This window comes from uncultured Pseudomonas sp., assembly GCF_913777995.1.
GTDB lineage: Bacteria > Pseudomonadota > Gammaproteobacteria > Pseudomonadales > Pseudomonadaceae > Aquipseudomonas.
Map to the genome: position 1 here is coordinate 35,601 of NZ_CAJYVE010000047.1, position 21,221 is coordinate 56,821.

Consider the following 21,221-nt stretch of genomic DNA (forward strand, 5'->3'; position numbering starts at 1 on the left):
TGCAGAAAAGACTCGACTTCTGCAATAAGGCTGGTATCATGCGCGCCATTGGAGAGATGCCGGAGTGGTCGAACGGGACGGATTCGAAATCCGTTGTGTCAGCAATGGCACCTAGGGTTCAAATCCCTATCTCTCCGCCATACATCGAAACCCCGTGAGTTCAGGCTCGCGGGGTTTTTCGTTTGTGGCGGATTTTTCCGCGCGCTCCTCAGTCACGCCATGGTTGGCAATTTTCAGGCGCCAATCGGCTGACGAAACTTCTCGTTAGTTACAGGCAGCCAGCAACTTTAGAATACCGGCGGTGCGTACGATTTTATTGTCGGACAGTTCTGTCGCGGTATTTAAAGGTGGGCGGTATGAAGCGGGTTTTCATCGCTAAGTTTTCAACCCCATTCAGGCTCGGTAAGTTTCGCGAACGTATTGAAAACTGTCGCTCAGCAATTCTGAGGCTCTAGGTTTTGTACGAAAAGTCGGCGAGCGAAGGTCAGGCAAGGCAAAAACAGGCGAGGAAGCGGAGTTTACTGGAGTAAATGAGCATTCCGAGTCTGTTTTTAACGCAGCATGGCCGAGCGCAGGCACTTTTCGTACAAAACCTAGGTCGGCCATGTAAGCCGACCTGTTTTTCGGAATGAGATCAAGGCAACCGCTGTTCGATCACACCCAGCCAGCCCATGCCCGGATAAGTTTCGAAGCCGGGTGTCAGTGAATAGCCCTGGATGCTGTTCTGCGCCAGGGTGCTGTAGCCGGTCTTCTGGTCCGGCCGGGTCTTGAGCTCGATACTCTGCCCCAGCGGAGCCTGCGGGTCCGAGCTGGCAATGATCCGGTGGCTGGCATCGACCATCATCACTCGCGTGCGTGGTCGCTCCTCGTCGCTCAGGCGCACGCCATTGATCACCGAGTCCGACTGGTTCTTCCAGTCGAAGAAGATTCCAATGACACCGACCGCCGACGAGTGCTTGCTGGCATTGCTGCGCACGGCGGCGCTGAATGCACAGGTCTGCGAGCCATTGAGCAGGGGCTCCGCTGACACTTCACCCGCAAAGTACTGGTCGCCTGAGCTGTGCCGTATGGCCTGCTTGAACCAGGGGGTCTCGCTGACGTTGGCGCCGATCACCTTGCCGAAGGTATCGGGCCGGCCGGAGGCGATCACGGTGCCCGTGGTATCGGCCACCCAGATGTCGAGGTACACCGTGTAGCTGTCGAGGATGACCCCCAGGCGCTCGCTGCAGTGGGCGCGGCTCTGCGGCGTTGGGTTGGTCAGGGCGTCGACCAGCGAGGCATCGGTGGCCCACCAGCGCACGTCGCAGGTGCGTTCGTACAAGTTGCGGTCAATGATTTCGATCAGGTTCAGTGCCAGGTCGGCCAGCCGTTGTCCCCGCACATCGAAGCACATGCCCTGGCCCAGCTCGGTCAGTTCGTTGACGGCAGCTTGCAGGTCTTGCGTCAGGCCGCTGGCAATTCTGGAAATCTGTTCGGAGATGTTCTTCACTTCTTCGGCAACCACGGCAAAACCTTGCCCGGCTTTGCCTGCGTGGGCCGCTTCGATCAATGCATTGATCGCCAGCAATCGAGTTTGACGGGTAATCAGTTGTATATCGCTGACGCCACGAGTCGCGAGCGACTCCACTTCACGCGACAGGGTCACAATCCGTTCGGGCTCGATCATTTTCTTTATGCTTCAATAAGTTGTAGTTGGCGGCAGCCGATGCACTGTAATTGTGCAGAAAAGAGCGAGTGGCATCATTATTATTCATAGGCCTGGAAGTCTGTGCTTCCTGTTTTAATTGCTGTTTTTCGCCGTGCCCTCGACTTCGCTAATGTAGTTTTTAAGGTCATTAGCCTGCAAGTATTCCTTCCTTTTGTTTGAAAAGTATTACTGCTGGGATTTCATCCTGTGGTCTGTGCGAGTGAGCGCCCGATCGCCTGCCTATTTTGTGAGGGGCACTCTAATGGCTCTAGTCCGGGGCGAACCGAGATGCGCTCGATCACTCGTCATGAGTATGCAGACGAAAAGGCGCCGAGTGGAACCTGAGCAGGCTTCCGTGCCCCACCTACCGCCATGCCCGGTCTTTGGTCTGCAAGGCGCCTGGTGTGCGATACGAGGCGAGTCGCTGTTCTTGCAACAGCCTTCGCTTGCATGTCATCAGGCTTGTCTATTCTTGGTGCAGGTGCTGACGTCAGGTTGGGAAAATTCATAGCCGACGAGAAGCGCCATTCATTGCCCGTCGCGTGTGCGGCTTGGGCTCAGTTTCGATGTATGCCAAGGAGTTGCAGATGAGCGATGCAGAGCAAACCGCGCAGGCGCCAGACCAGGGTTACCAGCAGTTGATCGCCCAGTTCCAGGCCCAGGGGCGGCAGATCGACTGGTTGCTGCAGTGGCTGGTGAAGTTCGTGGTCAATACCAAGGTCGAGCTGGGCGTAACCCTCTCGGTCGGCGGCAATCTGATTTCCGGCCATCTGATTGGGCATGACGCCTATTTCGAGCAACTGGCTGATGACCTGGCCGCGCCGTTCGGCCAGTTTCACAATGGCACCGACCAATCGATGAAAGAGATGATCCTGTCGTTCAAGCCCGGTGAACTCGCCGAGGATGACAACCACGCCTTTCATTTCATTCATCTGCGGGACTGCAAGACCTATTCTTCGGATCAGAGTCCGATCTGCGAGAACGGTGTGCTATGGCGGGGCCGCATCGCGGCGGTGGAAGGCTTCAGCATCGGGCGTATCGTGACGCACTGAGTCGCCGTCAAGCGGACAAAGAAAAGCCCGCCGATGGGGGAGCGGGCTTAAGTTCACACTTGGGAGCGACTTCACGATGCAACATTGGCTGTGAAAACTTCGTGAAGTCGCCAGCACCGCCTGCATCTTTTTTCAGGCCGGCGTCGTTCGAGACGCCGATCACCTGGCCGTCCTCGGGCGGTCATGAGGGGCTGGCAGGATGAATGGCTAAATAATGTCGTTTTCTCGCGACAAAATGTCGCGCCGCACCATAGGGCGAGTAATATATGCGCCCATCACCGATTGCTCCGGTATGGCCTGAGATCACTGGCACGAAAAATCGAATAGAAACGCCAGGTTGTACGCCCCGGTCTTGTACAGAATCAATGAGAGACGAAAAGGCGAAGAAGAGATGACCAACACCACCCGTCCGCTTTACATTTCCTACGCGGGCCCATCCCTGCTCGAAATGCCCCTGCTGAACAAGGGCAGTGCGTTCACACCGCAAGAGCGTATCGATTTCAACCTCATCGGCCTGCTGCCGCAGAACGTGGAAACCATCGAAGAACAGGTGACCCGGGTCTACAGCCAGTATCAGCAGTGCGCCAGCAACCTGGACAAGCACATTTACCTGCGCTCGATCCAGGACAACAACGAGACCCTGTTCTTCCGCCTGCTGGACGCGCATCTGGAAGAGATGCTGCCGATCATCTATACCCCCACCGTGGGCCAGGCCTGCCAGGAATTCTCCAAGATCTACCGCACCCATCGCGGTCTGTTCATTTCCTATCCTGACCGCGACCGCATCGACGACATCCTGCGCAGCGCCACCAAGGACCGTATCAAGGTCATCGTGGTCACCGACAGCGAGCGTATCCTCGGCCTGGGTGACCAGGGCATCGGCGGCATGGGCATCCCGATCGGCAAGCTGTCGCTGTACACCGCCTGTGGTGGCATCAGCCCGGCCTACACCCTGCCCATCGTGCTGGATGTCGGCACCAACAACCAAGAACTGCTCGACGACCCGATGTACATGGGCTGGCGCCACGAGCGCGTGACCGGCCAGGAGTACCAGGACTTCGTCGCACTGTTCATCGAGGCCGTGCAGCGCCGCTGGCCGGACGTCCTGCTGCAGTTCGAAGACTTCGCCCAGGCCAACGCCATGCCGTTGCTGGACAAGTACCGCGACGAGCTGTGCTGCTTCAACGACGACATCCAGGGCACCGCGTCGGTGGCCGTGGGCACGTTGCTGGCGGCCTGCAAGGCCAAGCAGGAAAGCCTGGGCCAGCAGAAGGTGGTGTTCCTGGGCGCGGGTTCGGCGGGTTGCGGTATCGCCGAGCACATCATCGCCGCCATGCAGGTCGAAGGCCTGAGCGAAGCCGAGGCGCGCAAGCGCATCTTCATGGTCGACCGTTTCGGCCTGCTCACCGAAGGCATGGACAACCTGCTGGACTTCCAGAAACGCCTGGCGCAACCGGCTGCCGACGTGGCTGGCTGGGCGACGGGTGGCGAGTCCTACGCGTCCCTGCTGGACGTGGTCAGCCACGCGGGGGCCACCGTGCTGATCGGCGTGTCCGGCCAGCGTGGCCTGTTCAGCGAAGCGGTGATCCGCGAGCTGCACAAGCACTGCCCGCAACCGCTGGTGATGCCGCTGTCCAACCCGACTTCCAAGGTCGAGGCGACTCCCGAGGAAATCCTCACCTGGACCAACGGCCAGGCCCTGGTCGCCACCGGCAGCCCGTTCGCACCGGTGAGCATCAACGGTCGCACCGTGCACATCGCCCAGTGCAACAACTCCTACATCTTCCCCGGTATCGGTCTGGGCGTAGTGGCCTGCAAGGCGTCGCGCATTACCGACCGGATGCTGATGGCCGCTTCCAACGCGCTGGCCGAGTGCTCGCCGATGGTGACCGGGGAGGGCGACGCCGTACTGCCGCCGCTCAAGGACATCCAGCAGGTCAGCCGCAAGATCGCCCTGGCGGTGGCCAAGGAAGCGCAGGCCGAAGGTCTGGCGCTGGAAACCTCCGAAGAGCATCTGCTCGACGCCATCGAGCGCAACTTCTGGGTGCCCGAGTACCGTAGCTACCGTCGTCGTTCCAACTGATCGACCCTCGCCGGAGCGCCGTCAGCGCGCTCCGGCACCTCTGGCCATCGGCCAGCTCAGATGAAGATCCGCCAAAGACTTGCAGCCCGGCGCGCGTCAAGCGGCGCTGGCGATATATACTGCGCGCCATTATCCAAGGGAGAGCCTTGTGGCCATCGATATTCACTGGGTCCGCGACGACGACAGCCTCGCCCGCCAATGTGCACACTGGCAGTCGCTGCCATTCATCGCCCTCGACACCGAGTTCATGCGGGTCGACACCTTCTATCCGATTGCCGGCCTGTTGCAGGTCGGTTATGCCAATGACGCCTGGCTGATCGATCCGTTGCTGATCGAAGACTGGCGGCCCCTGGCCAGGCTGCTGGAAGACAGCTCGGTCACCAAGGTGCTGCATGCCTGCAGCGAAGACCTCGAGGTCCTGCTGCGCCTCACCGGCAGCCTGCCGGTGCCGCTGTTCGACACCCAGCTGGCTGCTGGCTACCTGAACATTGGTTTCTCGATGGGCTATTCACGCCTGGTACAGGCGGTGCTGGACATCGAGCTGCCCAAGGCCGAGACCCGCTCCGACTGGCTACAGCGGCCATTGTCCGAAACCCAGATCAGCTACGCGGCCGAAGATGCCGTGCATCTGGCCGAGCTGTTCGAGCGGCTGCGGGTGCGCCTGTCCGAGGAAAAACAGGCGTGGTTGCTGGAAGACGGCGCCGAACTGGTGGCCAACCTGCGTCGCGAGAGTGACCCGCGCGAGGCCTATCGCGACACCAAGCTGGCCTGGAAGCTGTCGCGCCAGCAACTGGCGGTGCTGCGGGAGCTGTGCGCCTGGCGTGAGCAGCAGGCCCGGGCGCGCAATCAGCCGCGCAATCGTATCCTGCGTGAGCAGTCGCTGTGGCCGCTGGCCCGCACCCAGCCGGACAACCTCACGGCACTGGCGCGTATCGAAGACATGCACCCGCGCACCGTGCGCCAGGATGGCGAGTTCCTGCTGCAACTGATCGCCGGCGCAGCCAGGCAACCGGCGCAGCAGTGGCCCGAGCCGCTGCCCGAGCCGTTGCCCATCGAAGCTTCCGGCATCCTCAAGTCGCTGCGCGCCATCGGCCAGCAGTACGCCGAACGCCTGGACATGGCGCCGGAGCTGATGCTGCGCAAGAAAACCCTGGAGCAGCTGCTCAAGAGCGGTTTCCCCCAGGGGCCTTACCAATTGCCCGACTCACTGCGTGGCTGGCGCCGTGAGCTGATGGGCCAGGCATTGCTCGACAGCCTGGCCAATTGAGGAGAACAGCCTTGAAACGTATCTGCTCCATCTACCGCAGCCCGAAAAAGAACGAAATGTACCTGTACGTGCTCAAGAGCGACGTGCTGACCCGCGTGCCCGAGGGCCTGCTGACGGTCTTTGGCACCCCGCAACACGCCTTCGACCTGGTCCTGACCCCGGAGCGCAAGCTGGCCCGTGAGGACATCGCCAAGGTGCTGGAGAACCTCGACAACCAGGGTTACCACCTGCAGATGCCGCCGCCTGAAGACGAGTACATCGAACACCTGCCTGAAGAGCTGCTGCGTCGCAACGACCCGGCATGATTTCACCTGCTCCCGGCACCCGTGCGGCGCCGGTCGAGCGAGGCTTCCCATTCCCGTTTGCCAGACGTCTAAGTCTCCCCGGATTGCCCGCATGCGCGTTCTGATCGCCGAACATGATTACCTTCTCTACACCCGTCTGCTGCAGGAAGCCGCACCCGATATCGAAATTCTCAGCAGCGGCGACTCCGCGCAGCTGGCGGCGATGGCCCCTCAAGCGCAGGTCTGGCTGGGCCAGCCCGACCTGCTGGCCAGCCTGCTGCTGCAGGGCAGCAAGCCGCAATGGATACAGTCCACCTGGGCCGGGATCACCCCGCTGCTGGACGAGCGCCTGCCGCGTGATTACCGGCTGAGCCGGGCGGTGGGCATCTTCGGCCAGGTGATGGCCGAATACATGCTCACCTACATGCTCGGGCACGAACGTGAGGTCCTGGCCCGCTTGATGAGCCAGGTCGAGCGCAAGTGGGACAACCGTCCGGGCCAGAGCCTGGCCGGGCGCAAGGTGCTGATCGTCGGCACCGGTGACATCGGTCGCAGCGTGGCGCAGTTCCTCAGGCCGTTCGGCGTGCAACTGTATGGCGTGGCGTCCACGGCGCGTGAGGAGCAGGGGTTCGAACAGGTGGTCAGCCTGCAGGACATGCCCGAGCTGCTCGGTGACATGGATTACGTCATCAACCTGCTGCCCAATACCCCCCAGACCCATGACCTTTACGATGCACGACTGTTTGCGTGCTTCAAGCCCACGGCGCTGTTCATCAATGCCGGGCGGGGTGTCGCGGTGGTCGACGCAGACCTGGTGGCGGCGTTGAAGGATGGCCTGCTGGCCGGTGCGGTGATCGATGTCTGCCGCCAGGAGCCGCTGCCGCAGCGGCATCCGTTCTGGACCGCCTATGGCCTGCTGCTGACCGGGCACAGCTCGGCGCCGACCTCGCCGGCGGCCATGACCGGACTGTTCCTGAACAATCTGCGAGCCTTTCAGGCCGGTGAAACGCTGCGCGGCGAGGTGGACTTCAGCAAGGGCTACTGAGCCAGCCTTCTGCAGGAACGGCTTCAGCCGCAATACTGGCCAGTTAGACCGGGTAGCGGCTTCAGCCGCGAAGCGACCTCCTGTTCACAACAGATTCAGTGAATTTCCTGGCCCTTTCGCGGCTAAAGCCGCTCCCACCGGGCCACATGCCGCTTAAGCGAACAGTATTGGCTTCAGCCGCGAAAAGAGTCTCGGCTGAAGCCGGTCCCGCAGGGCCGTAATGCACCTTACAGGCTGAAATCACCCTCGGCGGCCAGTTCCTTGACCGGGCGCCGCGGGCTCGGGGCTTCGCGGCCTTGCAGATACTCCGGCAGGCTGGCCTTGTCGCCGGCCTTGCCGACGGCGATCACCGCGTGAATGGCGTACTCGTCGGGAATCTTCAGCTCGCGGCGCGTCAGGTCCTGGTCGAACCCGGCCATGCCATGGGTATGCCAGCCACTGAGGCTGGCCTGCAGGGCAAACAGGCCCCAGGCCGAGCCGGTGTCGAAGGTGTGCCACAGTGCCGGGCTCTCTTCGCTGGCGCCGGGTGCTACGAAGGTGGTCTTGGAGATGACCACGACCAGCGCCGAGGCATGCTGCGCCCAGCTGCGGTTGAATTCGTTCAACAGGCCCAGGTAACGCTCCCAGCTCGGGGTGCCACGACGCGCATAGAGAAAGCGCCAGGGCTGCGAGTTGTAGGCCGAAGGCGCCCAACGCGCGGCTTCGATGAAGCTGAGCAGGGTTTCTTGCGCAATCGGCGCGTCGCTGAATGCGCGCGGCGACCAGCGCTGGGTGAATTGCGGGTGGATTTCGAAATCGGTTACGCGAGGATTGGTGCTCATGGCTGTCCCGTGAGTGAACGATTGAAGGGCATGGCTTGGATGGGCCGTGGTCGGCAGGCATCGGAAGGGGGAAACCAGCCAAAGCTACTGCGACAAGACGTCACTGACAAGCGGCACGAACGACGACCAGCCCTTGGCCCGCTGCACACATGCCACTAGACTGGCGGCCTTTTCACGCACCGGATTCACTGCCCGCGCCATGACCTCCGCCGACCCCTTCTGGACTCGCAAGACGCTCGACCAACTCAGCCCGCAGGAATGGGAATCGTTATGCGACGGCTGCGGCTTGTGCTGCCTGCAGAAGCTCGAGGACGAGGAAGACAACAGTGTCTATTACACGCGTATCGCCTGTCGGCTGCTGGACCTGAAGACCTGCCGTTGCAGCGATTACCCCAATCGCCGCGAGAAGGTGCCGGACTGCATCCAGCTTACGCCGGGCCAGGCAGAGTCATTCAAGTGGCTGCCACCGACCTGCGGCTACCGCCTGGTCAGCGAAGGCAAGGACCTTCCGGCATGGCACCACTTGGTCAGCGGCGACCCGAAAGCGGTGCACCGCAAGCGCATCTCCCAGTCCGGTCGCATGCTCAGTGAAGACAGCGTGCCCGAGGATGACTGGGAGGATTACCTGATCTTCCGCGCCGGCTGAGGGGGTCAGACGCCAGTCTTGGGTTCGGTGATCGCGTCGACGATCTTCGGTGCGGCCTTCTCGGCCCGTTTCTTCAGGTCATGCAGCTCGGCGCCGGCGCGTTCGATGTCGGAGCGTGCGCTGTACAGGTCCTGGCGGCCCTTTTCCAGCAGGCTCTTGGCCGAACAGTGGCCGGTGATGCCGCGTGCCAGTATCGCGCCGCCGAGGGCCAGCTGCACCAGGCCCAGCAGGCCGCCGCGGCGCACCCCTTTGCCCATCAGTGCCACGCCGCCAGCCAGCGAGGTGATGCGTTCCCAGCCCTGTACGTTCTGCTCGGGACGCGGGGCGGGCAGTGGACGGTCGATGCGTTCGATGATCGGGGTCTCGCTCATGATGGCTCTCCAGTCTGTTGAATCACAACTGACTGCCAGGCCTGTCGACCGTTCCCGCCAATTGCGTCACTGGCTGCCGGAAGGTGCCAGCTTGTCGCGACCGAACTGCGGGCCGGAGCGGGTGTTGTTGCCCTTGACCAGGCGGTCGTAGAGCACCACGTTGACCGTTGCCGCGAGGTTCATACAGCCCTCGGTGGGGATGTACACCACGTCCTCGCACCAGTCGCGAATTTCCTGGTCCAGCGAGCCGTCCTCGGGGCCGAAGATGTACAGCGCGCGGTCCGGGTGGGTGTACTCGGGCAGCGGGCGGGCGCCTTCGACCAGTTCCACGGCCACCGGGGTGCAGCCCAGGGGCAGGATCTGGCGCAGGTCTTCAATGCCGATCAGCGGGATGTCCTGGTGGATCTTCTTGGTGTCGGTGACGAAATCCCGGGCCCGCTCGTAGCGCTTGCCGGTGTAGAACACCGAGGCGGCGCCGTAGCAGCCGGCGGCGCGCATCACGGAACCGACGTTTTCCGGTGACTTGGGGTTGTACAGGCCGATACAGGCGTAGCGTTTGTTGCCCACGGTGAAGGTGCTCTGAAAGAAAGCCCGGCAGTATACGCAATACTTTCAGCGCCTGCGGACTCCTGTGGGAGCCAGCGTGCTCGCGAAGGCTGCGTTACTCAGAACCAGAATCGCACCCCCAGCACCAGTCGCGCCTCGCTGCGTGGATCATCCGCCAGCGCGGCATTCTGGCCATACAGGCGTTTCCAGGTCACCCCCACATAGGGGGCGAACTCGCGGTGCAGCTCATAGCGCAGGCGCAGCCCCAGCTCGCTGTCGGCCAGGCCGGAACCGACCTCGCGCGCCGCGTCGTTGCGGCCATACAGGTTGAGTTCCGCCATGGGCTGCAGGATCAGCCGCTGGGTCAGCAGCAGGTCGTATTCGGCTTCCAGGCGCAACGCGGTCTGACCGCCTTCGCCGAGGTAAGCGGTGGCCTCGGTGTCCAGGCCATACAGCGGCGTGCCCTGAATGCCGAACGCTGCCCAGGTCTGCGGGCTGCCGGGCTGGAAATCCTGGCGCAGGCCGCCGAGCAGGTCCCACCAGGGCGAGATCGCGTGGCCCCAGAGCGCCTGTGCCTCGGCATGCTCGGTGCGGCCCTGGCTGCGTTCGCCCTCCGAACGCAGCCACAGGCGGTCGACATCGCCACCGACCCAGCCTTCGAGGTTCCAGGCCAGGGCACTGCCATGCCGGGCGTCCTGCCATTCCAGGCGGTCCATCCGCAGCTGATGACGCCAGGCGTCGTCGTGCATGCGGTGACCGGCCGGGTCCTGATACACCGCCGCGCGGTCGGCGTCGGTCAGGGCGGGCACCGGGGAGGGTGCGCCAGGCTCGGCTGGAGCGTGGTGGCCGGCGTGCGCATCAGGCTGTCCTGCCGCAGGCATCGGGTGATCGGCATGCGCGGGCGCTGCGGCGCTGCCGAGCGGTGGGACATTCACACCCATGTGGCCGGCGTGGTCCATGGCCGCTTCGCCGCAAGGCGGCAACAGCGCCAGGCTGGCACCCAGCAGCAGGGTAGGGCCGCGCCAGACGGGCATGCGCTTCATTCTTCGACCCTCACTTCCCGGAACATGCCGGTTTCCATGTGATACAGCAGGTGGCAGTGATAGGCCCAGCGGCCCAGGGCATCGGCGCTGACCCGGTAGCTGCGCCGCGTGCCCGGCGGCATGTCGAGGGTGTGCTTGCGTACCTTGAAGCGTCCGTGCTCGTCTTCCAGGTCGCTCCACATGCCGTGCAGGTGAATGGGGTGGGTCATCATGGTGTCGTTGACCAATACGATGCGTACCCGCTCGCCGTAGGTGAGGCGCAGCGGCTCGGCATCGGAAAACTTCACGCCGTCGAACGACCAGGCGAATTTTTCCATGTGCCCGGTGAGGTGCAGTTCCAGGGTGCGGGTCGGCTCGCGGCCATCGGGGTCGGCGAAGGTGCTGCGCAGGTCGGCATAGGTCAGCACCCGCCGGCCGTTGTCGCGCAGGCCGATGCCGGGATCGTCGAGCCTGGCCGTGGGGTGGGTGGCCTGCATGTCGACCAGCGGATTGTCGGCTTCGCTGGCCGGGTGGTCGATGGACGTGGGGGGCTGGCTCATGCCGGTGTGGCCCATGGCGGCGTGATCCATATTCGCCATGGCGCCGTGTGTCATGCTGTCCCGACGCTTGCTGTCGTGCTGCATGTCAGGCATTTCGCCGTGGTCCATGCCCATGTCGCTCATGCTCAACAGTGGGCGCGGATCCAGCGCCGGCACCGGCGCGCGAAGGCCGGGGCGGCTGGCCAGGGTGCCGCAGGCGAAGCCGCTGCGGTCCATGGCCTGGGCGAACAGGGTGTAGGCCGGCGCGCTCGGCTCGACGATCACATCGAAGGTTTCCGCCATGGCGATGCGCAGCTCGTCGACGACCACCGGTTCGACGTGCAGGCCGTCGGCGGCCACCACGGTCATCTTCAGGCCAGGGATGCGCAGGTCGAAGTAGCTCATCGCCGAGCCGTTGATCAGGCGCAGGCGCACCTTCTCGCCCGGCGTGAACAGCCCGGTCCAGTTCATGTCCGGGGGCAGGCCATTCATCAGGTAGGTGTAGGTGGCGCCGCCGACGTCGGCGATGTCGGTGGGGTTCATGCGCATCTGCGCCCACATGCGCCGCTCGGCGACGGTCTGCTGCCAGCCATCGCGGCCCACGTCGTCGATGAAGTCAACCAGGGTGCGCTGGTGGTGGTTGTAATAGTCGCCCTGTTGCTTGAGCTTGCGCAGCAGGGTGGCGGGTTGTTCGTCGGTCCAGTCGCTGAGCATCACCACGTGCTCGCGCTGGTACTCGAAGGGTTCCGGTTCGCGCGCGTCGATGATCAGCGGCCCGTAGACGCCGGCCTGTTCCTGCAGGCCGGAATGGCTGTGGTACCAGTAGGTACCGTGCTGGCGGACCTTGAAGCGGTATTCATACAGCCCGCCGGGGGCAATGCCGGCGAAGCTCAGGCCAGGCACGCCGTCCATGTTGGCCGGCAGGATGATGCCGTGCCAGTGGATGGAGGTGTCCTGGTTCAGGCGATTACGCACCCGCAAGGTCACCGTGTCGCCCTCGCGCCAGCGCAGCAGCGGGCCGGGCAGGCCGCCGTTGACGGTCAGCGCGGTGCGTGGCTGGCCGGTAAGGTTCACCGGCGTCTCGCCGATCCACAGGTCGAATTCGTTGCCGCGCAGTTCCTGCAGTGCGGTATTGCCGGCGGCGCGCAAGGGCCGCGGCCACAGGCCCAGGCCGCCCAGCAGGCTACCGGCCGCCAGGCCCTGAACGAAGGTGCGTCGTGAGGTATTGAAAGCCATGGCGGTGAAGTCCGTCCTTCGCAAGCGGTGCGTCGGACGGGACGATGCCACAAGGGGCCGGGGCGGGTGATTACATTTGTGTCAGCTCACCCGCACGGGCGAGGTGGCGGCGCGAGACGCTGCGAATTCGATCAGTCGTCCTTCTTCATCAACCCGGCCAGGGCTGCAAACGGGTTGTGCGTGGCCTTGGCGATCTTCGGCGTGCTCAGTGACTCTTCGCTGAAGTACTGCTGGTCGGTGTAGCGGGCATGCTCGTTGTCGTGGCAGTACAGGCACAGCAGCTCCCAGTTGGAGCCGTCCTGCGGGTTGTTGTCGTGGTTGTGGTCACGGTGATGCACGGTCAGCTCGCTCAGGCGCTTGCCGGAAAACTCCCGGGCGCAGCGACCGCAGACATGCGGGTACATGCGCAGTGCCTTTTCCCGGTAGCCCCTTTCGCGTTCGCGTTGGGTTTCGGCAAGGATGCGGTCCAGTTTGGAGGTGTTCGACGGGGTGGTCATGGGCGTGCCTGATGCGAAAAAGAAATACCCCGCCAGTCTAGTCGCTGGCGGCGTGTTTCACACCTGCTGCGCGAGCAATTGGCCATCCACCATGCGCAGACGCTTGGACAGCGAGATGGCCAGGGCGCGGATGATCCGTGCGGCCATCTTGGGCATTTCCTCGATCATCTTGTCCAGCGAGTCGCGGCCCAGGGTCAGCAACTGGCAGTCACTGGCCGCGATGCAACTGGCCGAGCGGCGCTCGCCGTCCAGGACCGCCATCTCGCCCAGGGCGCGTCCGCGGCGCAGGGTGGCGATGTCCACCGGCTTGCCATCGGGGTTGAGCTTGCGCACCACCACGCTGCCCTGGTGGATGATGCACATGAAGGTGCCGGCATCGCCTTCGTTGAAGATCACCTGGTCGCGGGTGAAGTCAGTGATACTGAAATAGCCGGCGACACTGGCCAGGTCGCTTGGCGGCAGCGAGTCGAACAGGCCGCAGTCGAGCAGCATGTCGTAGATCGCGGTATTGAGGTTGGACGGTTCGGACATGGTTCGGTCTTGTTCCGGTTGATCCTGTAGAGGGCCGCGTGGCCATGCCTGCCCCGAACGGCGGGGCAGGCGGCCGGGATTCAAGGGGTCAGGCCGAGTACCTTGAACACGAAGCCGTATTCCAGTGCGACATCGCGCAGGCCCTGGTAGCGCCCGCTCATGCCGCCATGTCCGGCACCCAGCTCGGTCTTGAGCAGCAGCAGGTTGGCGTCGGTCTTCAGTTCGCGCAACCGCGCCACCCACTTGGCCGCTTCCCAGTACTGCACCCGGCTGTCGTTGTAACCGGCGATCACCAGCAGCGCCGGGTAGGCCTGGGCCTGCACGTTCTCGTAGGGCGCATAGCCCTTGATGCGTGCGTACACCTCGGGCTCCTCGGGATTACCCCACTCATCGTACTCGGTGATGGTCAGCGGCAGGTCGGGGTCGAGCATGGTATTGAGCACGTCCACGAATGGCACTTCGGCAATCGCTGCGCGGAAAAGTTCGGGGCGCTGGTTGAGCACCGCGCCGATCAACAGGCCACCGGCGCTGCCACCGCTGATCACCAACTGATCGGCGCGAGTGATGCCGCAGGCGATCAGGTGTTCGGCGCAGGCGATGAAGTCGCCGAAGGTGTTGTGCTTGTGTTCCTGCTTGCCGGCCCGGTACCAGGCTTCGCCCAGCTCGCCACCACCGCGCACATGGGCTATGGCGAAGGCCACGCCGCGGTCGAGCAGGCTCAGGCGTGCATGGGAAAACCACGGGTCGAGGCTGGCGCCGTAGGCGCCGTAGCCATACAGGTACAGTGGCGCCGGCTGGCCCACGCGGTCGCGGCGCATTACCAGGCTGATCGGTACCTGGGTGCCGTCGGCCGCCGTGGCCCACAGGCGCTGGCTGACGTAGGCATCGGCGTCGAATTCGCCGAGCACCGGGGTCTGCTTGAGCACCTGCTGCTCACCGTTGGCCAGCAGCAGCTGGCGCACCTGCGCTGGGCGATTGAGCGACTGGTAGCGCAGGCGGATACGGTCGCTGTCGAATTCCAGGCTGTCCTGCACGTACAGGCTGTAGGCGGCATCAGGCAGTTGCACGCGATAGGCCGGCAGACCTTCGGGGCGCACCTCGATGACCGGCAGGCCGCCTTCGCGCAGGCTCAGGGTCATGGCCTTGGCGTTGAGGGTCAGGCCGTCGAGCATCACCGTATCGCTGTGCGGCACCAGCGGCTGCCAGTCGCTGCGCTTGGGAATGGAGGTGGCCGGCGCCTGGTACAGGGCGAAGTTGATGCCGTCCTGGTTGCTGCGGATGAACCAGGTCCACTGGCCGTTCAGCAGGCCGTGGTCGACGTCGTACTCATGGCCTTCCTCGCGCGGCGCCAGGCAGGTGAAGGCCTGCTGCGGCTGGTCGGCATCCAGTACCCAGGCTTCGCTGGTGGTCTTGCTGCCCAGTTGCAGGAGCAACTGGCGCTCGGAGCTGCTGCGCCCGCAATGCAGGAAGAAACGTCCGTCCGGCTCGCAGAATACCTCGGTGGCCGAGGCGTCGCCCAGGCGGTGACGGTAGAGCTTCCAGGGACGGTGGGTGTCGTCCAGCTCGCCGAAGAACAGCGTCTGGCTGTCGTTGGCCCAGGTCATGCTGCCGTCGCAGTTTTCGAAGGGCAGGGCGCGGACTTCGCCGGTGCCCAGTTCCTTGACGAACAGCTGGTAGATCTCGTCGCCCGAGGTGTCCAGGCTGTAGGCCAGACGCTGGTGGTCGGGGCTGATGCTGAAGGTACCCAGCGAAAGGAAGCCGCCAGCCGCCAGTTGGTTGGGGTCGAGCAGCAGTTGCTCCTGGCTTTCGTCGGCTTCGCAGCCATTGCCTGTCGGACGCGGGCAGCGGTAGTGGCGAGCATATTCGTCGCCGGCGGTGGTACGCGTGTAATAGAGGTACGGCCCCCAGGGCGAGGGCAGCGACAGGTCGGTTTCCTGGATGCGGCCCTTGATCTCCTGGAACAGGGTTTCGCGCAGTGCCTGCTGGTCCGCCAGGTTCTGATCGAGGTAGGCGTTCTCGGCCTTCAGGTGTTCGAGGACCTCGCTGGTGTCGCGTTCCTGCAGCCAGGCGTAAGGGTCTGCACCGTCGCCCTTGCGGGCCACCGGAGGGGTAACGGGAGTAGCGATAGAAGACATGCCGTGCTCTCTTGAACGTGGTTCACATCCCGGGCGCGCCGGGGCGGTGAAAAGCCGTTATCATAAGCGCCTATTCGACTGGCTTACACGTACGACATGACTGAACACGACTATCTGATCGCCTGGGGTGTCTACGCCTTCGCCGCACTGGGCTGCCTGCTGGTGCTGTTTGTAATGACCGGCTGGATGTGGCGCTACCTGAAGGAACCGCTGCGGGTGATCGGCGCTGTGCTGCTGTTCACCCCCACGGTGGTCGACCCGGCCCGCGACCTCTATGCCCCGGCAGTGGCGATTTCCGCGCTGGACCTGCTGTTCAAGGTTGGCAGCAACGTCTGGACCGCAGTCCTCGACCTGGCCATGTACGGCCTGTGTGCCTTTCTCGCCTATCTGGTCTTCGTGCTGGTGCGCTGGCCGATCGAGAACAAGCGCAAGGCCCGCGCGGAGCGTGAAGAGGCGCGCCGCAAGGCCTTGCAGGCCGATGACGCCGAGGACGACCAGCCACCGGCTGCAGAAGCCCGGCCTGTCGCGCGCCCGGCCCCTGCGCCGGCATCGGCGGCGCGCACCCGCGTGGAGCCGCGTCTTTAAGTCCAGCCTTACCCTGCAGCGAGAACCCTGAGCATGTGTGAACTGCTGGGCATGAGTGCCAATGTCCCGACCGACATCGTTTTCAGCTTCACCGGGCTGATCCAGCGCGGCGGTCGCACCGGGCCGCACCGCGATGGCTGGGGCATCGGTTTCTACGAAGGGCGCGGCCTGCGCCTGTTCCAGGACCCCGCAGCGAGCAGCGAGTCTGAAGTCGCGCAACTGGTGCAGCGCTACCCGATCAAGAGCGAGGTGGTCATCGGCCATATCCGCCAGGCCAACGTCGGCAAGGTGTGCCTGGCCAATACCCATCCTTTCGTCCGTGAGCTGTGGGGGCGCAACTGGTGCTTCGCCCACAACGGCCAGTTGGCGGAGTTCGCGCCCCGGCGCAGTTTCTACCGTCCGGTCGGAGATACCGACAGCGAAGCCGCCTTCTGCGACCTGCTCAATCGCGTGCGGGAGACGTTCCCGGAGCCGGTGGAGGTCGAGCAACTGCTGCCTATCCTGGTTCAGGCCAGCAGCGAGTATCGCGGCAAGGGTGTGTTCAACTGCCTGCTCAGTGATGGCGACTGGCTATTTTGCTTCTGTTCCACCAAGCTGGTGCACATTACCCGCCGGGCGCCATTCGGCCCGGCGCGGTTGAAGGATGTCGACGTCATCGTCGACTTCCAGGCCGAGACCACGGCGCACGACGTGGTCACGGTGATCACCACCGAAGCCCTTACCGAAAACGAAACCTGGACAGGTTACCAGCCGGGACAGTGGGGGCTTTGGCGCAAGGGCGAGTGCGTGGCCGAGGGGACGGCCGAGTCTGAGCGAACCCACCCATAGAACAAAACGACAATGAGGGACCTCAATGCTGCGAAGTTATCTGCGACTGGTACTGTTCACCGCTGCCCTGTTGTTCGGCGTCCAGGCGCCGGGCCTGATCAGTGACTACAGCAAGCGGGTCGAGGCCCACCTGATCGAGGCCCAGCAGGCCATCAAGGGCTTCAAGGCCACGGCGCAGCAGTTCTTCAACGGCGACATCCAGGCCTTGATCCAGCATTACCGCAACAGTGACGACCCGGTGTTCCGCAATGACGCGACCAACATCGAGAACCTGCTGGCCCGTACCCAGGTGCTGGAGCGTCAGTGGCTGGGCCTGCAGGGCTCCTGGGTGGCCAAGGGCTGGCACGTGGTCATCGCTGCCGACCCCGATATCCGCCGCGAAACCCTGGACGGCTACACCTGGCAGGTGCTGCTGGCCCCCGCAGTGATCGTCTGGGGCATCGCCAGCGCGTTCGTCGTCACCTTCCTGGTCGAAGGCCTGTTGCTGCTGCTCGGCTGGGTGGTCAACGGTGGCCGCCGGCGGCCGGCGATGCGCGCCGAGTGGCGCTGAGGCACTGCTCCCTCAGCAGACCACGCGGGTCTGCCCGTCAATGAAGGCCGCTACCTGCTGCGGCGCGTTCCACATCAGCACGTCGAGAATCGACAGGTTCTCGATGAAGGGGTAGGGCCCGGTGTCATAGGTCATCGGGCTCAACTCCAGAAAGCGCAGCTCGATCTGCCGATCCCGCCATTCCTCCTGCCTGAAGATCGCCCGACCGCCCGGCGCGTTGATGTAGCGCTGCGCGTGCAGCAGGTCGCTGATTTCCAGCGCCCATTGCCCGGCGTGCTCGATCGGCGGTAGCGGCAGGCGCAGTTGTGAGCAGCGTTTCCAGGTGAAGTCCATGCCCAGGTAGTCGCACACGGTCTGCAGGCTGCGTGCATTCAGCTCGGTGAGGCGGTCGCCCTGGCACAGGGCAAAGGTGCGTTCGACCACCTCCAGAACCTGCCTGAAGAACGGCGCCTTGTGCCGGTAGTGCTCCAGCTGGCCCCGAATCCGGCGTCGTGCGGCATCGGCGTCGATGACCCGGGTCTGCTCGATACGGTGACCTTCGGCGCGGCTCACCGGTACGGTGATGTACTGCCAGCCGCCGTGGCCATCCTGGATGCGGTTGCGGTTCATCCAGCTCTTGCGGTGGTAGTCGACGATGTCGAACAGCAGACCCTGTTCGACTGAAGCGATGAGTTGGTAGTAGCCCAGATACGGAAAGAAGTAAGGCTGCATGATGCCCAGGGTTTTGATCATATGCGCGTGCGCACCTGTCCGGAGCGGCGGACCGCTCGGTTCTTGGGGACTGCTCGGTGTGTGCGAAGCGCAGATGACGCGAGGGGGAGGAGTGGCGGGACTGCGGGCGATCCGTTCCAGGCCTTGTGCTTGCCAGCCCCCTCAGGTTAGACGGGTGGCTGGGGCAGCCGGGGCCGCCCGTCGGGCGGTGGCTGCGTCATGCGGGCGCGGTGTCGGGCGGTTTCACTTGGCCAGGTAGCGAATGCCCTCGTCGAGGCCTTCAAGGGTCAGCGGGTACATGCGCTGTTCCACCAGGTCGCGGATGATGTGCGTCGAAGTGGTGTATTCCCAGGCATGCCGGGGGTAGGGGTTGATCCAGATGAGCTTGCGGAACTTGGCCATGAAGCGCTGCATCCACAGGTAGCCGGGCTCTTCGTTCCAGTGTTCGACGCTGCCGCCGGGCTGGCTGATCTCGTAGGGTGCCATGGCTGCGTCACCGACGAAGATCACCTTGTAGTCGGCGCCGTAGGTGTGCAGTACGTCCTGGGTAGCGATGCGCTCGGCGTTGCGGCGCAGGTTGTCCTTCCACAGGGTCTCGTACACGCAATTGTGAAAGTAGTAGTACTCCAGATGCTTGAACTCGGTCTTGCAGGCCGAGAACAGTTCTTCGCAGACCTTCACGTGGGCGTCCATCGAACCGCCGATGTCGAACAGCAACAGCAGCTTCACGGCGTTGCGGCGCTCCGGGCGCATCTGGATGTTCAACAGACCGGCGTCGCGGGCGGTGTGCTCGATGGTGCCGTCCAGGTCGAGTTCTTCGGCAGCGCCTTCGCGGGCGAATTTGCGCAGGCGGCGCAGGGCCACCTTGAGGTTGCGGGTGCCCAGTTCGACCTGGTCGTCGAGGTTGCGGTACTCGCGCTGTTCCCAGACCTTCACCGCCTTGCCCTGGCGCTGCCCGGCATCGCCGACGCGGATGCCCTCGGTATGGTAGCCGCCGGAACCGAACGGGCTGGTGCCGCCGGTGCCGATCCACTTGTTGCCGCCGGCGTGGCGTTCCTTCTGTTCGGCCAGGCGCTGCTTGAAGGCTTCCAGCAGCTTGTCGAGCCCGCCGAGGGACTGGATCTGCGCACGCTCCTCGGGCGTCAACGAACGCTCGAACTCCTTGCGCAGCCAGTCTTCGGGAATCAGTGCCTGCAGGGCCTCGTCCAGGTCCTGCAGGCCGTTGAAGTAGGCGCCGAAGGCGCGGTCGAACTTGTCGAAATGGCGCTCGTCCTTGACCAGGATCGCCCTGGCCAGGAAATAGAATTCATCGATGTTGGCGAACACCACACGCTGCTGCAAGGCCTCGATGAGGTCGAGCAGTTCGCGCAGCGAGACCGGCACCCTGGCGGCGCGCATTTCGTTGAACAGGTTGATCAGCATGACGATGGGCCTTTGTCCGGGGTGCGCTCAGCGGTTGCCGCGGCGGCTCATGAAGGCCAGGCGTTCGAGCAACTGCACGTCCTGCTCGTTCTTCACCAGGGCGCCGGCCAGCGGCGGAATGGCCTTGGTCGGGTCACGTTCGCGCAGCACCTGCTCGCCGACTTCATCGGCCATCAGCAGCTTGAGCCAATCGACCAGCTCCGAGGTGGAGGGCTTTTTCTTCAGGCCCGGCACCTTGCGCACGTCGAAGAACACGTCCAGCGCTTCGCTGACCAGGCTCTGGCGAATGTTGGGGAAGTGCACGTCGACGATCTTCTGCAGGGTCTGGCGGTCGGGGAAGGCGATGTAGTGGAAGAAGCAGCGGCGCAGGAAGGCGTCGGGCAGCTCCTTCTCGTTGTTGGAGGTAATGATGATGATCGGCCGGTGGCGTGCCTTGATGGTTTCGTCGGTCTCGTAGACGTAGAACTCCATGCGGTCGAGTTCCTGCAACAGGTCGTTGGGGAACTCGATGTCGGCCTTGTCGATCTCGTCGATCAGCAGGATGACCCGCTCATCGGCTTCGAACGCCTCCCAGAGCTTGCCCTTCTTCAGGTAGTTGCGCACGTCGTGGACCTTGTCCACGCCCAGTTGCGAGTCGCGCAGGCGGCTGACCGCATCGTACTCGTACAGCCCCTGGTGGGCCTTGGTGGTGGACTTGATGTGCCAGGTGATCAGCCGGGCGCCGAAGGCTTCGGCCAGCTGTTCGGCCAGCAGGGTCTTGCCGGTGCCGGGCTCGCCCTTGACCAGCAGGGGGCGCTGCAGAGTGATGGCGGCGTTGACGGCCAGCTTGAGGTCGTCGGTGGCGACGTAGGTGGAAGTGCCTTCGAACTTCATTGTCGGTCCTCGGATTAAAGGCGTGACTATAGCGCAAGGGCGCGTTGATTCGTGGCGGTGAGTCGCGGCTGGAACCGTTCCGACCTTAGCCACAATACTGGTCAGTTAGGCCGGGTAGCAGCGGCTTCAGCTGCGAAGCGACCGCCTGTTCACACCAGATGCAGTGAATTTCCTCGCGCTTTCGCGGCTAAAGCCGCTCCCACCGGGCCACATGCCGCTTAAGCGAACAGTATTGGCTTTAGCCGCAATACTGATCTTTTAGACCAAAGCAATCCGATGTGGCGTCGCTTTTGCTTTTCAAGCACAGAACTTACAGACGCCGCCGAACGCGACTTCGGTGCAGGCCGAGTGGAGGTGTCATGGAAGGGGGTAAGCCGGCAGGGAAGCCGGCTTAGGCGCACTGGGCCAGGGACGGCCCATTGCGCCGACCCCCTGGAATGGCGCCGGAAGGAGGGAAGTCTGCCCGCAGGGCAGACCCAAGCCAGGAGCA

The 21,221-nt window shown here is 63.7% G+C and carries 21 protein-coding genes and 1 tRNA gene; 10 read left to right on the plus strand and 12 right to left on the minus strand.

The window, feature by feature from the left end:
* The first annotated feature begins 50 nt into the window (after positions 1-50).
* Positions 51-140, plus strand: a tRNA-Ser gene (locus tag QZ497_RS19565).
* A 494-nt stretch (positions 141-634) separates the two neighbouring features.
* Here the strand turns inward: QZ497_RS19565 and QZ497_RS19570 are convergent.
* Positions 635-1,666 (minus strand): methyl-accepting chemotaxis protein, encoded by a 1,032-nt coding sequence (locus QZ497_RS19570; RefSeq protein WP_295478309.1) that lies wholly within the window; start codon positions 1,664-1,666, stop codon positions 635-637.
* A gap of 608 nt (positions 1,667-2,274) precedes the next feature.
* Here QZ497_RS19570 and gvpU point away from each other — a divergent pair.
* The 5 genes from gvpU (at position 2,275) to QZ497_RS19595 (ending at position 7,418) form a co-directional block, all read left to right on the plus strand.
* Complete coding sequence (gvpU, locus tag QZ497_RS19575) at positions 2,275-2,739, plus strand: gas vesicle accessory protein GvpU (RefSeq protein ID WP_295478312.1); 465 nt, start codon at positions 2,275-2,277, stop codon at positions 2,737-2,739.
* A gap of 391 nt (positions 2,740-3,130) precedes the next feature.
* Positions 3,131-4,822 carry an NAD-dependent malic enzyme gene (locus QZ497_RS19580; RefSeq protein WP_295478315.1) on the plus strand — a complete coding sequence of 564 codons (1,692 nt, stop codon included), beginning with the start codon at positions 3,131-3,133 and terminating at the stop codon, positions 4,820-4,822.
* Between the two features lie 148 nt (positions 4,823-4,970).
* Positions 4,971-6,089 carry a ribonuclease D gene (gene rnd / locus QZ497_RS19585; protein WP_295478318.1) on the plus strand — a complete coding sequence of 373 codons (1,119 nt, stop codon included), beginning with the start codon at positions 4,971-4,973 and terminating at the stop codon, positions 6,087-6,089.
* Positions 6,090-6,100: 11 nt separating this feature from the next.
* Positions 6,101-6,394 carry a YcgL domain-containing protein gene (locus QZ497_RS19590; RefSeq protein WP_295478321.1) on the plus strand — a complete coding sequence of 98 codons (294 nt, stop codon included), beginning with the start codon at positions 6,101-6,103 and terminating at the stop codon, positions 6,392-6,394.
* Positions 6,395-6,485: 91 nt separating this feature from the next.
* Positions 6,486-7,418, plus strand: a complete 933-nt coding sequence (locus tag QZ497_RS19595) for a D-2-hydroxyacid dehydrogenase (protein ID WP_295478324.1) — start codon at positions 6,486-6,488, stop codon at positions 7,416-7,418.
* Between the two features lie 227 nt (positions 7,419-7,645).
* Here QZ497_RS19595 and QZ497_RS19600 read toward each other — a convergent pair whose 3' ends face one another.
* On the minus strand, positions 7,646-8,239 hold the full coding sequence (locus QZ497_RS19600) for a nitroreductase family protein (protein WP_295478327.1): 594 nt from the start codon (positions 8,237-8,239) through the stop codon (positions 7,646-7,648).
* 199 nt (positions 8,240-8,438) lie between these two features.
* Here QZ497_RS19600 and QZ497_RS19605 point away from each other — a divergent pair, with 199 nt between their 5' ends.
* Positions 8,439-8,885 carry a YcgN family cysteine cluster protein gene (locus tag QZ497_RS19605; RefSeq protein WP_295478330.1) on the plus strand — a complete coding sequence of 149 codons (447 nt, stop codon included), beginning with the start codon at positions 8,439-8,441 and terminating at the stop codon, positions 8,883-8,885.
* Positions 8,886-8,890: 5 nt separating this feature from the next.
* On the opposite strand, the gene QZ497_RS19610 is transcribed toward QZ497_RS19605, so the two are convergent.
* From QZ497_RS19610 to QZ497_RS19640, 7 genes are all read right to left on the minus strand, one after another.
* Positions 8,891-9,256: a DUF2892 domain-containing protein gene (locus QZ497_RS19610; protein WP_295478333.1), complete on the minus strand. Its 366-nt coding sequence runs from the start codon at positions 9,254-9,256 to the stop codon at positions 8,891-8,893.
* Positions 9,257-9,322: 66 nt separating this feature from the next.
* Complete coding sequence (locus QZ497_RS19615) at positions 9,323-9,823, minus strand: RNA methyltransferase (protein WP_295478336.1); 501 nt, start codon at positions 9,821-9,823, stop codon at positions 9,323-9,325.
* A gap of 98 nt (positions 9,824-9,921) precedes the next feature.
* Positions 9,922-10,761, minus strand: coding sequence for a copper resistance protein B (locus QZ497_RS19620; protein ID WP_295478369.1), 840 nt, complete (start codon positions 10,759-10,761; stop codon positions 9,922-9,924).
* A gap of 80 nt (positions 10,762-10,841) precedes the next feature.
* Positions 10,842-12,599, minus strand: a complete 1,758-nt coding sequence (locus QZ497_RS19625; protein WP_295478339.1) for a copper resistance system multicopper oxidase — start codon at positions 12,597-12,599, stop codon at positions 10,842-10,844.
* Between the two features lie 131 nt (positions 12,600-12,730).
* Complete coding sequence (locus QZ497_RS19630) at positions 12,731-13,096, minus strand: YajD family HNH nuclease (RefSeq protein WP_295478342.1); 366 nt, start codon at positions 13,094-13,096, stop codon at positions 12,731-12,733.
* Positions 13,097-13,153: 57 nt separating this feature from the next.
* The gene (locus QZ497_RS19635) at positions 13,154-13,627 is read right to left on the minus strand and encodes a cyclic nucleotide-binding domain-containing protein (RefSeq protein ID WP_295478345.1); all 474 of its coding nucleotides are present in this window, start codon (positions 13,625-13,627) and stop codon (positions 13,154-13,156) included.
* 80 nt (positions 13,628-13,707) lie between these two features.
* Positions 13,708-15,762, minus strand: a complete 2,055-nt coding sequence (locus QZ497_RS19640; RefSeq protein WP_295478348.1) for a S9 family peptidase — start codon at positions 15,760-15,762, stop codon at positions 13,708-13,710.
* A gap of 96 nt (positions 15,763-15,858) precedes the next feature.
* Here QZ497_RS19640 and QZ497_RS19645 point away from each other — a divergent pair, with 96 nt between their 5' ends.
* From QZ497_RS19645 to QZ497_RS19655, 3 genes are read left to right on the plus strand one after another with little or no spacing between them, the layout of a single operon-like run.
* Positions 15,859-16,347 carry an MFS transporter gene (locus QZ497_RS19645; RefSeq protein ID WP_295478351.1) on the plus strand — a complete coding sequence of 163 codons (489 nt, stop codon included), beginning with the start codon at positions 15,859-15,861 and terminating at the stop codon, positions 16,345-16,347.
* A 33-nt stretch (positions 16,348-16,380) separates the two neighbouring features.
* On the plus strand, positions 16,381-17,175 hold the full coding sequence (locus tag QZ497_RS19650; RefSeq protein ID WP_295478353.1) for a class II glutamine amidotransferase: 795 nt from the start codon (positions 16,381-16,383) through the stop codon (positions 17,173-17,175).
* A 25-nt stretch (positions 17,176-17,200) separates the two neighbouring features.
* A complete protein-coding gene (locus QZ497_RS19655) occupies positions 17,201-17,725 on the plus strand; it encodes a DUF2937 family protein (RefSeq protein WP_295478356.1) in 525 nt (174 codons plus the stop codon).
* Between the two features lie 12 nt (positions 17,726-17,737).
* On the opposite strand, the gene QZ497_RS19660 is transcribed toward QZ497_RS19655, so the two are convergent.
* The 3 genes from QZ497_RS19660 to QZ497_RS19670 form a co-directional block, all read right to left on the minus strand.
* Positions 17,738-18,457 carry a WbqC family protein gene (locus tag QZ497_RS19660; protein WP_295478359.1) on the minus strand — a complete coding sequence of 240 codons (720 nt, stop codon included), beginning with the start codon at positions 18,455-18,457 and terminating at the stop codon, positions 17,738-17,740.
* 222 nt (positions 18,458-18,679) lie between these two features.
* Positions 18,680-19,858 (minus strand): VWA domain-containing protein, encoded by a 1,179-nt coding sequence (locus QZ497_RS19665; RefSeq protein ID WP_295478363.1) that lies wholly within the window; start codon positions 19,856-19,858, stop codon positions 18,680-18,682.
* Positions 19,859-19,885: 27 nt separating this feature from the next.
* Positions 19,886-20,731: a MoxR family ATPase gene (locus tag QZ497_RS19670; RefSeq protein ID WP_295478366.1), complete on the minus strand. Its 846-nt coding sequence runs from the start codon at positions 20,729-20,731 to the stop codon at positions 19,886-19,888.
* Between the last annotated feature and the right edge of the window lie 490 nt (positions 20,732-21,221).

What these genes read in the sequence shown, in the direction of transcription:
- QZ497_RS19570 (WP_295478309.1), bottom strand. Translation starts at nt 1,666, where the DNA reads ATGATCGAGCCCGAACGGATTGTGACCCTGTCGCGTGAAGTGGAGTCG.
- gvpU (WP_295478312.1), top strand. Translation starts at nt 2,275, where the DNA reads ATGAGCGATGCAGAGCAAACCGCGCAGGCGCCAGACCAGGGTTACCAG.
- QZ497_RS19580 (WP_295478315.1), top strand. Translation starts at nt 3,131, where the DNA reads ATGACCAACACCACCCGTCCGCTTTACATTTCCTACGCGGGCCCATCC.
- QZ497_RS19595 (WP_295478324.1), top strand. Translation starts at nt 6,486, where the DNA reads ATGCGCGTTCTGATCGCCGAACATGATTACCTTCTCTACACCCGTCTG.
- QZ497_RS19600 (WP_295478327.1), bottom strand. Translation starts at nt 8,239, where the DNA reads ATGAGCACCAATCCTCGCGTAACCGATTTCGAAATCCACCCGCAATTC.
- QZ497_RS19605 (WP_295478330.1), top strand. Translation starts at nt 8,439, where the DNA reads ATGACCTCCGCCGACCCCTTCTGGACTCGCAAGACGCTCGACCAACTC.
- QZ497_RS19610 (WP_295478333.1), bottom strand. Translation starts at nt 9,256, where the DNA reads ATGAGCGAGACCCCGATCATCGAACGCATCGACCGTCCACTGCCCGCC.
- QZ497_RS19620 (WP_295478369.1), bottom strand. Translation starts at nt 10,761, where the DNA reads ATGGACCACGCCGGCCACATGGGTGTGAATGTCCCACCGCTCGGCAGC.
- QZ497_RS19625 (WP_295478339.1), bottom strand. Translation starts at nt 12,599, where the DNA reads ATGGCTTTCAATACCTCACGACGCACCTTCGTTCAGGGCCTGGCGGCC.
- QZ497_RS19630 (WP_295478342.1), bottom strand. Translation starts at nt 13,096, where the DNA reads ATGACCACCCCGTCGAACACCTCCAAACTGGACCGCATCCTTGCCGAA.
- QZ497_RS19635 (WP_295478345.1), bottom strand. Translation starts at nt 13,627, where the DNA reads ATGTCCGAACCGTCCAACCTCAATACCGCGATCTACGACATGCTGCTC.
- QZ497_RS19640 (WP_295478348.1), bottom strand. Translation starts at nt 15,762, where the DNA reads ATGTCTTCTATCGCTACTCCCGTTACCCCTCCGGTGGCCCGCAAGGGC.
- QZ497_RS19645 (WP_295478351.1), top strand. Translation starts at nt 15,859, where the DNA reads ATGACTGAACACGACTATCTGATCGCCTGGGGTGTCTACGCCTTCGCC.
- QZ497_RS19650 (WP_295478353.1), top strand. Translation starts at nt 16,381, where the DNA reads ATGTGTGAACTGCTGGGCATGAGTGCCAATGTCCCGACCGACATCGTT.
- QZ497_RS19655 (WP_295478356.1), top strand. Translation starts at nt 17,201, where the DNA reads ATGCTGCGAAGTTATCTGCGACTGGTACTGTTCACCGCTGCCCTGTTG.
- QZ497_RS19660 (WP_295478359.1), bottom strand. Translation starts at nt 18,457, where the DNA reads ATGATCAAAACCCTGGGCATCATGCAGCCTTACTTCTTTCCGTATCTG.
- QZ497_RS19665 (WP_295478363.1), bottom strand. Translation starts at nt 19,858, where the DNA reads ATGCTGATCAACCTGTTCAACGAAATGCGCGCCGCCAGGGTGCCGGTC.
- QZ497_RS19670 (WP_295478366.1), bottom strand. Translation starts at nt 20,731, where the DNA reads ATGAAGTTCGAAGGCACTTCCACCTACGTCGCCACCGACGACCTCAAG.